This is a genomic window from Streptomyces flavalbus, from assembly GCF_042674625.1.
In the GTDB taxonomy this organism is placed as follows: Bacteria; Actinomycetota; Actinomycetes; order Streptomycetales; family Streptomycetaceae; genus Streptomyces; species Streptomyces flavalbus.
The window spans coordinates 6,025,042-6,037,384 of record NZ_JBHTEB010000001.1 but is presented as its reverse complement, the minus strand read 5'-3'; the positions used below and the strand labels follow the sequence as shown (position 1 = coordinate 6,037,384).

At 74.2% G+C, this 12,343-nt stretch carries 6 protein-coding genes; 4 read left to right on the top strand and 2 right to left on the bottom strand.

What is annotated here, in order from left to right:
• Nucleotides 1-7: 7 nt before the first annotated feature.
• Together ACFQZ6_RS27070 and ACFQZ6_RS27065 are read right to left on the bottom strand one after the other, a co-directional pair.
• Complete coding sequence (locus tag ACFQZ6_RS27070) at nucleotides 8-2,707, bottom strand: ABC transporter permease (RefSeq protein ID WP_381613742.1); 2,700 nt, start codon at nucleotides 2,705-2,707, stop codon at nucleotides 8-10.
• Entirely contained in the window at nucleotides 2,704-5,961 is a 3,258-nt protein-coding gene (locus ACFQZ6_RS27065; protein WP_381613739.1) for an FtsX-like permease family protein, read from the bottom strand. The genes ACFQZ6_RS27070 and ACFQZ6_RS27065 overlap by 4 nt, the downstream gene beginning before the upstream one ends.
• A gap of 150 nt (nucleotides 5,962-6,111) precedes the next feature.
• Between ACFQZ6_RS27065 and ACFQZ6_RS27060 the strand changes: the two genes are divergently transcribed.
• Genes ACFQZ6_RS27060 through ACFQZ6_RS27045 form a run of 4 tightly spaced genes read left to right on the top strand, consistent with a single transcriptional unit; the run spans nucleotide 6,112 to nucleotide 12,209 of the window.
• Nucleotides 6,112-6,546 carry a hypothetical protein gene (locus tag ACFQZ6_RS27060; protein ID WP_381613737.1) on the top strand — a complete coding sequence of 145 codons (435 nt, stop codon included), beginning with the start codon at nucleotides 6,112-6,114 and terminating at the stop codon, nucleotides 6,544-6,546.
• A complete protein-coding gene (locus ACFQZ6_RS27055) occupies nucleotides 6,539-7,177 on the top strand; it encodes a hypothetical protein (protein WP_381613734.1) in 639 nt (212 codons plus the stop codon). Before ACFQZ6_RS27060 ends, ACFQZ6_RS27055 begins: the two co-directional genes overlap by 8 nt.
• A gap of 2 nt (nucleotides 7,178-7,179) precedes the next feature.
• Complete coding sequence (locus ACFQZ6_RS27050) at nucleotides 7,180-11,826, top strand: putative T7SS-secreted protein (protein WP_381613732.1); 4,647 nt, start codon at nucleotides 7,180-7,182, stop codon at nucleotides 11,824-11,826.
• A complete protein-coding gene (locus tag ACFQZ6_RS27045) occupies nucleotides 11,826-12,209 on the top strand; it encodes a hypothetical protein (RefSeq protein WP_381613730.1) in 384 nt (127 codons plus the stop codon). Before ACFQZ6_RS27050 ends, ACFQZ6_RS27045 begins: the two co-directional genes overlap by 1 nt.
• Nucleotides 12,210-12,343: the final 134 nt, after the last annotated feature.

Here is a 12,343-nt window from a genome sequence, read left to right as displayed (position 1 = left end):
GCGCGGTCTAGTCGTCGCCCAGGCGCAGTTCGCGTACCGAGCCGCGGCGGCTCGTCCACCAGGCCTGCGCGGCGGGTACGCCGACCGCCAGCAGCAGCACGGTGAGCGCCGGGACGGCCAGGGACAGCGGGTCGGTGCGCAGGACGGCGCCTTCCAGGGCGGACGGGGAGGCGAGGGCGATGGTCGTGAGGTCGACGCCGGGTGACAGCAGGTGGATGGCGGCCCAGCCGGTCAGGACGCCGCCCGCCGTGGCGAGGAACGCCTGCGGGAGGGCCGTCAGGATGAGCAGGCGGCGGCCCTGGGCGCGGGTCATGCCCATGGTGCGCAACCGGGCGAGCAGCGCGCGGCGTTCGGGCGCGGTGCGCAGCACGGTCAGCAGCAGGGCGAGGAGCGCGTACCCGGCGCTCGCGGCGACGGCGGCGCCGTACACGCGTTCCGCGCCGGACTGGAGCGGTGAGTCGGCGTGCCGTCCGCGTTCCTCGGCGCGCAGCCGGACGGCGGCCCCGGAGTCCTTCGCCGTCGCGCGCAGGGCGTGGGCGTCGATGCCGTCGCCGGTCAGCAGCAGGGTCGTCGTACGGGCCGCGGGGCGGGGCAGGGCGGCGCGGTCCACGAGGAGGAAGGCGTCGCCGGTGACGGCCGGGGTGCGGTCGCGGACCAGGGTGATCCGTACGGTGATCGAGGTGCCGTCCGGGAGTTGGACGGCGTAGGGGCCGGTGCCGTACTCCTCGGCAACGCTTGGGGAGGCCAGTGCGGGCAGGGGGCCGTCGCCCCGGTGCTTCAGGTCCGGCGCGTCGAAGGGGCCGAGGGCCGTGCGGTGGGCGAGGCGGGCGTAGGCGTCGGGGTCGATCCCGGCGAGCGGGACCGGCTGGGTGCTCTGCTGCGGGCGCGCCTCGTAGGTGACGCTCGCCTCCGTCGCGCCGCGCACGCCGGGGAGTCGGCGGGCGCGGTCGGGCAGGGACGGCGGGAGTGTGCCGGTGGTGGTCTCGACGCGGGCGTCCGCGCCGACGGCGAGCAGCGCGGCCTGGTCGCGGGCCGCGGTGACCCCGGCCAGGACCGAGCCGCCGAACGCGGCGGTGGTCAGGGCGGTGAGCAGGGCGAGCAGCGGCAGTACGGCGAAGCCGGGGGCGCGGGCGGCGTGGGCGACGGCGAGGGGCAGCACCAGGCCGCGCGTCCGGGCCGTCGCCCCGCTCAGCGCCCGGAGCGGCAGGGGGTGCAGGCGTACGAGGAGCAGGGCCGCGACGACGCCCGTCAGGACCGGCGCGGCGGCGACCAGGCCGGTGCTGCCGGAGCCCTGGCGGCGCAGGGCGACGACCGCGCCCGTCGCGATCACCAGCACGGTCAGTTCCGCCACCGTCCGGCGCCGGGACGGGCGGGCGGTGGCGAGGTCGGCGCGGGCGTCGTGCAGCCGTACCGCGCGGTGTGCCACGGCGGCGCGCAGCGGGAGCGCGGCGCAGGCGAGGAGGGTGACGGCGAGGGCGGCGGCGACGGCGGGCGCGGTGCGGGCGCCGGGCAGGACGAGCAGCGCGGCGGCCAGTCCGAGGGCGCCGGACGGCACGGCCACCGCCGCCGTCTCCGCCAGCAGCCGGGCGGCGAGGCCGGGCAGGGCGGCGCCGCGGGCCCGCAGCAGGGCCAGTTCCGCGCGGCGGCGGTCGGCGGCCACGCCACCGGCCATGGCCAGCACGATCACGGCGAGGCTGCCGGTCCCCACGGCGGCGAGCAGCAGCAACGGCTGGATGCCGGAGCGGAGTTGGGCGTGGGAGGCGAGGACCTCGTCGAGTGACGTCTCGGTCTCCAGGCGCTCGTCCACCGCCGTCCGCAGGGCCTGCGCTCCCGGGCCCGACTCCAGGGCGGCCACGGCGGACTCAAGGCCGTCGAGGTCGTGGCCGTGCAGGGCGGCGGTGTCGGGGGCGACGTGCCAGTAGCGCTGGGAGTGGCCGGGGGTGCCGAGGAGGGCGGGGCCCGCGTCGGGGGCGAGGAGCAGGCCGCCGGTCCAGAACACGTCCGTGGGCGCGCTGCCGGGCAGGCGGCTCAGGGCGGGGGCGCGCAGCAGCGGCAGCGTCGACCAGTAGGCGCCCTCGGGGTCGCGTGGGGCGACGATGCCGGTGATGCGGACGGCGAGCGGGCCGCGGGCCCAGCCGGGGACGTGGACCACCGAGCCCACCCGGGCGTGCAGGGCGCGGGCGGTGTCCGTGGTGACGGCGGCCTCGACGCGCGCCGTCGCCGCGGTGACCGGCTCGCCGTGGGTGCTCGGAAGTCGGCCCGCGGTGAGGCGGGCGTGGGCGGCCAGGTCCTGCTGGGCGGCGAGCATCAGTTGGGCGGGCAGCCCGGCGGGCCGGGGCAGCCACGGGGCGGACACCTTCAGGTTGACGGTCGTGCGGACGCCGTACGCGGACTGCGCGCGGTCGGGTACCAGCGGCGCCCGTACGGCGGCGAGCACCTCGGCCCGCGCGGCGGCCAGCGGGGCGGGGCGCAGCGCGGCCTCCGCCGCCTCGATCGACTCCGGCCCGGACAGCGGGGTCTGCAACCGCACGGTCGTCCGGTCGGGCTGGGCCTGCTCGACGGCCCGGCGCAGCCCCGCGTCGTCGTACCGGTCGACGGCGCGCGGGCAGGCGGCGGCGAGCGCGGCGGTCACCGCGACCAGCAGCGCGAGCGCGACGGACGTACCGGCGAAGGCCCGCAGCCGGGCGACTGTGGATGATGTGGTCACCGTGTCACCTCGTCCCTGAGGGTCGCCACGGGTCTGGCCCGGCGCAGGGCGAGGGCCACGGTCACGAGGGCGGGCCCGGCGGCGAGGGCGGCCAGCAGCACGACCAGCCGGGCGGGCGGGAGGTGGACCAGCACGGGTGGGAGCGGCCGGGTGGCCTCCCCGGTCAGGACGACGAGGGGGACCAGGGCGTGGGTCAGTACCGTGCCGAGGGCGGTGCCGACGAGCAGCGCCAGGGCGACCAGCACGCCGTGCTCCACGGCGACCAGCCGGGCCAGCCGTCGGCGCGGCGTGCCGAGGGCGCGCAGCACGGCGAACTCGCCGTCCCTGGCCCGGATCGCGCCCGCGGCGCTCACCGCGAAGCCGAGCGAGGCGAAGAGCACCGTGACGCCCGCCGCGGCGAGCAGCGCGGTCTCGGGGGCCGCTCCGAAGGGGTCGGCGCTGAGTCGCGCCGCGATCTCGTCGCGTACGACGACCTGTTCCGGGTCGACGTCGGGCAGCGCCCGCACGGCTGCCGCGGCGGCGCCGGGTTCGGCCGTGCGCAGCCACCACTCGGTGGGCGTCAGACCGGTCCCGTAGCGGGCGCGCAGCACCTGGTTGACGGCGCGCAGGTCGACCAGCAGGGCCCCGCCGTCCTCGGCGGTGGTCTCGGTCGTGGGCAGGGCGCTCGCGGTGCGGACGAGGCGTACGGGTACGGGGTGGCCGTCGAGCCGTACTTCCACGCGCTGGCCCACGCGGGCGCCCGACGCGGTGAGGAACCGGTCGGTGGCGACGGCGACGACCTCGGGCGCCGGGGGCCGCGCGACCTCCAGCCGCACCGCGACCGGCGTGGCGGGCCACGGGGCCTCCGGTGGCAGGTAGCCGGTGCCGTACGTCAGCGTGACGGGCGCCGTCGAGGTGAGCCGGGGCCGGGTCGGGCGGGCGCTGCCGTCCGGGGACACGGCGGCGTCGTCGGCCTCGACGGCGGTCGTCCACCGCGTCGGCAGCGCCACCCGCTGGTTGTCGCCGTCGGCCGTCGTGGCCGTGAGCGGGCCGAGGACCAGGCGGTGGCGGTGGGCGCGGCCGGTCGGCTGCGGGGTGCTGAGCCTGATGCCGGTGAGGGCCAACGCGCCCTGTCCGCCGCCTAGTTCGGGGGTGAGGGGGTGCGGGTGGCCGTCGGTGGGGAGGCGTCCGGCGGGCAGTTCGTAGGAGATGCCGTACCGGTCCCGCACGGTGAGGGTGACGTCGACGCCGGGGCTGGCGTCGGGGTCGGTGCTGTGGAGGGTGGCGGTGAGGGTGAGGCGGGTGGTGTGCGCGGGGATGTCACCGCGGGGGAGTTTCACGGGCCGCGCGAGCCCGCCGACCAGCGGACCGTCCGTCAGGTCGCCGCGCGCCAGGACCGTGCCCTCGGCGGCCTCCGCCGTGTCGAGCGCCAGGACGGTCGCGGTGCGGCCACCGGAGAGCGGGACCGTGCCCCGTACCGCCGGGGCGACGGCGTCGACGTGCGGGAGGTCGGCGTAGACGTCGGTACGGCCGACCCCGCCGCGCCCGGCCGTCAGGACGCGCACCTGCGCGCCCGCGCGGAAGTCGGCCTGGTCGTCCTGCGAGCGGTGCCAGGAGGCGCCCTGCCCGATGGCCACCACGCCCAGCGCCACGGAGATGACGAGCAGCAGCACCGGCCCCGCGCCGCGCATCGGGCGGCGGCTGAACTGCCAGCCGACCATGGCGCCGGTCAGCCCGCGCCCCCGGTCCAGGAGCCGTTCGGCGACGCGGGCCAGCAGGGGCAGCAGCCGCAGCACCAGGACCGTCCCGGCGAGCAGCACCAGGGCGGGCGCCACCACCAGCAGCGGGTCGACGCCGAGGACGCCGTCGCGGTCGGCGGTGACGGCGCCGGAGCGCTGGCTGCCGAGCAGCCAGAAGGCGACCCCGGCGACGGCGAGCAGCCCGACGTCCGCCCCGGCGCGCAACGGCGCGGGCAGCGCGGCGGCCCGCGCGCCGACGGTGAGCGACGCGCGCAGCGCCGGTACGGCCACGGCGACCGCGCAGAGTACGGCGACCCCCGCGGCGACCGCCCACACCTCGGGTCGGCCGCCGCCGGGCACCTCGACGCGCACGCCGGTGCGGCCCAGCGCGCCCTGCCCGGCCAGCAGCCGCGTCAACGGCCCGGACAGCGGCGGCGCGAGGAGGACCGCCGGTACGGAGATCAGCAGCGCCTCCAGCGCGGCCAGCCCCGCCAGCCGGGCCCGGGTGGCGCCGCGGGCCCGCAGCAGCGCGGTCTCGGCGGCGCGTTCGGAGCTGAGCAGCCGTGCGACCAACAGCAGGGCGCAGCCCGCGAGCAGCACGAGCTGCACGGCGACGATCAGCAGGCTGGACCGGGTGACGACGAGGGAGCGTTCGATCCGGTCCAGCACCGCGGGCAGCGCGGTCGTACCGACGGTCATCCCGCTGAGCACGGGCCGCTCGCGCAGCTCCGCGCTCCCCACGCGGACGGCCTCCCGCAGCGCGCCGATCCGCTCCGTCGGCAGCGCCGAGTAGTCCGCCGTCACCAGCCACCCCGACGCGCCGACGCTCACCCGTCCCGACCCGGGCACCCCGGGCGCGGTGAGCAGCGGCCCGTACGTCGTGAAGCCGGACGCCTTGACCCCACGGCCCCCGAGATCGTCCAACTGCCAGTAACCGGACCGGACATCGACAGGCTCGTAGACCCCCGTGACCAGGACACGCACCGCGGGCCCGTCCAGCCGGTCGGCGACGGTCAGCCGGTCGCCGGTCGCCAGCCCGAGCCGCCGCGCGGCGACGCGCGGCAGCGCGACCTCGACGGTCGAGCCGTCGGCCTCCCGCGGGAACCGTCCGGCGACGATGCGCACCTGGGTGCGGTCGAGGGCGGCGAAGTAGGTGAGGTCGGGGTTCCCGTCATCCGACCGCGACGACCCGCCCGGCAGGGCGTAGGGCCCGGACCGCAGCAGGGTCCGTACCCGCAGGGGCAACCCGTCGAAGACGGTACGGGCCCCGTCCCGCACGGCCTCGTCGGCGGCCTTCCGCTGCCCGCCCTCCACATCGGCCTTGACCACCAACGCGGCCTCGGCCGCCGTACGCCGCTCGGCGAGCGACCGCCGCAGCGCCGCATCCCCGACCGCGCCCGAGTAGGCGGTGAGCACGGCCAGCACGGACGTCGTCAGCAACACGGTGAGCAGCGCGGCCCCGACCAGCGCGCGGTACACCCACCCCCGCAGCCCGACGAACCGCAACACCCCCGCCACCACAGCCCGTTCCCCCACCAACGCCCCCGTTTCCCCCTGCCGCGCAGGAGGGCATTGTAGGGCGGGGGTACGACACACGAACGCGAGTGCGATCAGGTGGTACGGCAACTGTACGTCCGCCGGAGAACCACGAGCAGGCCGCCGGGCGTCTGTCCTACGGTGCCATCAGTGACCGAGGGTGAGGGAGGGGCCGTGGAGCGGGCGGGGACGGTTCTGGCCGAGCGGATCGCGGAGCGCAGGGCGGGGGTGGGCGATCCTCGGGCGTTGGTGGGTGAGATGCGGCGGGCGGTGCTGTTGGTGCCGGTCGTGGGCGGCGGGTTGTGGTCGGCGCACGAGGGTGGGGTGCGGTGGATCTGCGGGTTCACGGACGAGAGGGCACTGGCGCGGTTCGCGGTGCTGCACGGCCCCGGCGACCAGCCCATGGAGTACGCGGCGTTGCTGGGTGCGCGGATCGTGGACGAGATCGTGCCGTCGCTGGGTGAGCCCGCGGGTCTGGCGGTGGATATCGCGTCGGAGGGTGGGTCGATGTTCTTCCCGCCGGTGGTGGGGATCGTGCCGGATGCGGTGGCGGTGGACGCGGGGGAGGCGAGCGGTCGTGGGTGAGGACGGGGTGGACCTGAAGCTCGGCCGGGAGGCGGTGGCGAAGTTCACGCAGGGCGTGGGCGCGGTCATCGACCAGCTCGGGGACCTGGGCGGGGCGACCGGGTCGGTGATGGGCAAGGGGTTCTCGGAGCTGTCGATGACGGGGATGGAGGCCGGGCATCACGGTCTGTCGGTGGACTTCGAGGACTTCTGCGAGCGCTGGGAGTGGGGGGTTCGGGCCCTGGTCGCGGACGCGAGCGCCCTCTCGAACCGGCTGGGGTTGGCGGCGGGTACGCAGTGGGAGCACGACCAGTACGTGGCGGGCGCGTTGAAGGTCGGCGTCAACTCGGTGATGGGCGGTAACCCGCACGCGTCGGAGGAGGAGATCGCCCAGCAGGACTGGGGCGACGTCTTCACTCCCGACTACCTCAACCCGGACTACAGCCGGGAGTCGTTCGAGCAGTCGGGCCGGGACATCGAGCAGACGTGGAAGGACACCGGCCGCACCCTGATGACCGAGGGGCAGGGCGGCAGGCAGGCGGACCTGATGAACAACGCCCTCGGCATCTCCGACGACCAGTGGAACCAGGCGTTGGACGACACCTTCGGCCCGTCCCCCGAGGAACGCGCCTCCCAGCAGGAAGGTAACTAGCCATGGGTCTGGGCGACATCATCAGTGACATCACCCCGGACTCGGTGGAGAACGCCGTCGAGGACGGGGTGGAGTGGGTCGGCAACCGTGTCGAGGATGCCGGGAACTGGACCGCCGACCGCCTGGAGGACGTCGGCTGGGAGTCCGGTGCGGACTGGGTGCGTGAGCAGTCTCGCTCGGTCGCCAACCGGATGGGCGCCGAGGTCGAGGAGATGGACCTCGGCCAGACCGACGACAAGACCAAACTCATCTACGGCAGCCCCTCCAAAATCCGCTCCACCGCCAGCAAACTGCGTGCCTTCCAGACGGCGTTCGACGGCGCGGGCGAGGGCCTCAAAGCCATGGACTCCTCCCGCCTGAAAGGCGAGACCGCCGAGGCCCTGCGCACCGCCGTGCGCACCCAGCCGCCGAAGTGGTTCACCGGCGCGGACGCCTGCGAGGCGGCGGCGGGCGCGCTGGAAGCCTTCGCGGACACCGTCACCTGGGCGCAAGGCCAGGCCCAGCTCGCGATCGACAAGTGGAAGGAAGGCGTCAAAGCCTCCGAGGACGCCGCCGACGCGCACCGCAAGAAGGTCGACGACTACAACAGCGCCGTCGACCGCTACAACGCTCTACCGGCGGACAAACGCGACCCCGCCAGCCTGCCCCCGAAACCGGCCGCGACCTTCACCGACCCGGGCAAGAAGCTGATGCAGGACGCGCAGGACCTTCTTACCGAGGCCCGCAAGCAGCGCAACACGGCAGCCGAGACGGCCCGGTCGGCGGTGCGCGCGGCCCGCGACAAGGCCCCCGCGAAACCCTCCTACGCCCAGCAGCTCCGTGACGGCCTCAGCGAGGGCCAGATCATGGGCGACCACGTCGGCGGCGGCGTCATCAAGGGCACCGCCGGACTGCTGAACTTCGTGCGCAGCGTCAACCCGATGGACCCCTACAACCTCACCCACCCCGCCGAATACGCCACGTCTCTCAACAGTCTGGCCGCCGGACTCGTCGTCGCCGCCAACGACCCCGTCGGCACCGGCAAACAAATGGTCACCGACTTCATGAAAGACCCCGCCGAAGGCTTCGGCCGCCTGCTGCCGGACGTGGCGCTGACGGTGGCCACGGGCGGGGGCGGCGCCGCGGTGAAGGGCGTACGCATCGCCGAGGAGGCCGCCGACGCCGCCCGCCTGCGCCGCCTCGTCGACGACGCCCCCGACGGCACCCACAACCGCCCCGATCCCCACCGCACCACCGACGGCACCGACCCCGTCGACCTCGCCTCGGGCCGCATGTTCCTGCCCCAGACGGACGTGGTGATCCCCGGCATCCTCCCCCTGACCTTCACCCGCCGCACCGAATCCGGCTGCCTGGCTGGCCGTTTCATGGGCGCGTCCTGGACCACCACCGCCGACGAACGCCTGACCATCGACCCCGTCGGCGTCCTCCACATCACCGCCGACGGCCTCCTGATCCCGTATCCGCACCCGGTCCCCGGCGCCCCCACGGCTCATGGCCGCACCCTGCTGTCCCGCACCCCGGACGGCGACTACACCCTCACCGACGAAGACACCGGCCTGACCCGCCACTTCACTCCCCCACCCGGCACCGAACCGGGCGCGGACGGCACCGCCTGGCTGACGTCGATCACGGACCGCAACGGCCACACGATCACCCTCGACCGCACCGACGACGGCACCCCCCTGGCCCTGACCCACTCGTCAGGCACACAGCTGAAACTCACCACCACGGACGGCCTGATCACGGCCCTGCTGCTGACCGGCGCGGGCGAGGCGAGCACCGACCTCCCCCTGATGTCGTACGGCTACACCGACGGCAACCTCACCACGGTCACCAAACCCTCCGGCGCCACGACCCGCTTCACCTACGACGACCGCCGCCGCGTCACCTCCTGGACCGACTCCAACCACAGCCGCTACGACTACGCCTACGACGACCAGGACCGCGTCATCGCCGAAGGCGGCGAAGCGGGCCACATCCAGATCACCCTCACCTACTCCGACCCCCACCCCGACACAGGCCACCGCACCACCACCCTCACCACCCCCGACGGCCACACCACCCACCACCTCATCGACCACCACAGCCGCGTCATCGCCACCACCAACCCACTCGGCCACACCACCCGCACCACCTACGACACCCACGGCAACCCCCTCACCCACACCGACCCCCTCGGCCACACCACCACGCACACCTACGACGACGACGGCCGACTGATCCGCGTCACACGTCCCGACGGGACCGAACTACGCATCACACGCGGCCTCTTCGGACTGCCGACACAGGTCGTGGCACCGGACGGCGCCCGCACCACCTACACCTACGACGAACGCGGCAACCGCACCGCGGTCACCGACCCGGCCGGGCACACCACCCACTACACGTACGACGTCCACGGCCGCCCGACCTCCGTCACCGACGCCCTCGGGAACACGACGGTCGTGGTGAGTGACGCGGCGGGACTGCCCGTGGAGGTCACCGACCCGGTGGGTGCCGTCACGCGTACGGAGCGCGACCCCTTGGGCCGCCCTGTGCGCATCACGGACCCGCTGGGCGCGGTCACCCGCCTCACCTGGACCCCCGACGGGGAACTCGCCCGCCGCGCGGGCCCCGACGGCGCCACCGAGTCCTGGACCTACGACGGCGAGGGCAACTGCCTCACCCACACCGACCCGGTCGGCGGGGTGACCCACTTCGAGTACACCCACTTCGACCTGCTGGCCGCCCGCACCGGGCCCGACGGTGCCCGCCACGAGTTCGCACACGACCCATACCTGCGGCTGACCCGCGTCACCGACCCGCAGGGCCTCGCCTGGGCCTACGAGTACGACGCGGCCGGTCGGCTCGTCGCCGAGACCGACTTCGACGGCCGTACCCTCAGCTACCGCTACGACGCCGCAGGGCAGCTCACCACCCGCGTCGACGCCCTCGGCGGAATAGTCTCCTTCGAGCGCGACCAGCTCGGGCGGGTGGTCCGCAAGGACGCCAGCGGGAAGGTGACGACCTACGCCTATGACAAGGCGGGACGTCTGCTGGAGGCGGTCGGCCCGGACAGCGATCTGCGCTACCAGTACGACCGCCGCGGAAACGTGAAGACCGAACTGGTCGACGGCCGCCCACTCACCCACACCTACGACGTCCTCGGCCGCCGCACCCGCCGCACCACCCCCACCGGCCATGTCACCACCTACGCCTACGGGACCGACGGAACACCACACCGCCTGACCACCGGCCGTCAGCACGTCGACTTCACCCACGACGCCGTCGGCCGCGAACTCGCCCGCGTCCTCGGCGACGCCCTCACCGTGTCCTCCACCTGGGACGCGGCCGGACGGCTCACCGGTCAGGACATCACCGCCCAAGCAGGCTCCGTCAACAGCCGCGCCTACACCTACCGCGCCGACGGCCACCTGCTCGCCGTCACCGACCGCGCGTCGGGCACCCGCACGTTCGACCTCGACCCGGTCGGCCGGGTCACCGCGGTCCACGCGTCCGGCTGGACCGAGCGCTACGTCCACGACGCGAGCGGCAACCAGACCGCGGCGTCCTGGCCCGCCTCCCACCCGGGCCACGAAGCCACCGGGCCCCGGACGTACGACGGCACCACCCTCACCCGCGCCGGAGGCGTCCGCTACGAGCACGACGCCCTCGGCCGCATCGTCCTGCGCCAGAAGACCCGCCTGTCCCGCAAACCCGACACCTGGCGCTACGAGTGGGACACGGAGAACCGCCTCACCGCCGTCACCACCCCGGACGGAACCCGCTGGCGGTACCGCTACGACCCGTTGGGCCGCCGCACCGCCAAACAACGCCTGGCGCCCGACGGCGAAAACGTCGCCGAGGAGGTCCGCTTCACCTGGGACGGCCCGACCCTGTGCGAACAGACCAGCCACCAGCCGGACTCCCCGCACACCGTCGCCCTCACCTGGGACCACCGCGACCACGTGCCGCTCACCCAGACCGAACGCATCCTCACGGCCGACGACCGCCAGGCGGAGATCGACCGGCGGTTCTTCGCCATCGCCACCGACCTCGTCGGCACCCCCACCGAACTCGTCGACGAGACGGGCGACATCGCGTGGCGTACCCGCGCCACCCTGTGGGGAACGACCGCCTGGCCCCGGGACAGCAGCGCCTACACCCCACTCCGCTTCCCCGGCCAGTACTACGACCCCGAGACCGGCCTCCACTACAACTACTTCCGCCACTACGACCCCGAGACGGCGCGCTACGCCTCCCCCGACCCGTTGGGTCTTACCCCCGCGCCCAATCCGGTAACGTACGTCGACAATCCGCTGACCTGGAGTGATCCTCTCGGCCTGAGTCCGTATCCACCGCAACAGACGGTCGTCCAGACCCCCGAGGTGGTCGCACCGAAACCCCTCAAGCCGCATCAGGTCATGGACGAGTGGGAGAGGTTCCTCGGTGAGGGTCCGTACACGAACACCCATCCCCGCACCGGCCTGCCGGACCCGGACCGTCTGGTCTCCGCCGACGGCCAACGCAGTATCCGCATGGGGCCGCACGAGATGAACAGCAAGCCGACCAAGTTCCACTTCCACATGGAGACCTGGACATTCATCTCACCCTCGAACACCTGGATCGTGGACAACACCATGGTCCGCGTACCTCTGGGACTGAAGTAATGCGCATCGAGATCCTGAGCCTCCTCGACACCCGCGCACCGGGTATCACGTTCCGCAGTCCACTCGGACAAGCCTGGGCACAATGGTCGGGCACCGAAAGGCCGGGCGCCGGAGACATCGCGAACGTCGAGTTCGACATCCCTGACGAAGTCGGCAACTGGGCCCCGGCGGACGGCCCAGACACCCTGCACTCGCACGCACCAGAGGAACCTGTACGGATCAGAGGCGTCGTCACCAGCACCGACGAGGACGACCCCGTGGTGGCGGTCCGCTGCGGCACCGACATCCTCCTGGTGGAGTTCCCGCCCGCCCACAAGCCCCCACTCGGCGCCCGCATCGAGTTCACGACACCCCGCATCAACGCCTATCCCTACTCGCTCTGAGTCGCCTATGTCAGTGACTTCCTGGAACTCCGCGAGCGGCGGCTGGTGCGAAGCCAGCGAGCGGGTCCACTCGTCGTGGCGTCGGCTCTTCAACGGTGACTGGCGGGGGCCTCGGGTGGACGGTCCGTGCCCGG

Bases quoted from the DNA above. Each gene is read 5' to 3' on its own strand.
- ACFQZ6_RS27050 (WP_381613732.1), top strand. From the start codon at position 7,180: ATGGGTCTGGGCGACATCATCAGTGACATCACCCCGGACTCGGTGGAG.
- ACFQZ6_RS27045 (WP_381613730.1), top strand. From the start codon at position 11,826: ATGCGCATCGAGATCCTGAGCCTCCTCGACACCCGCGCACCGGGTATC.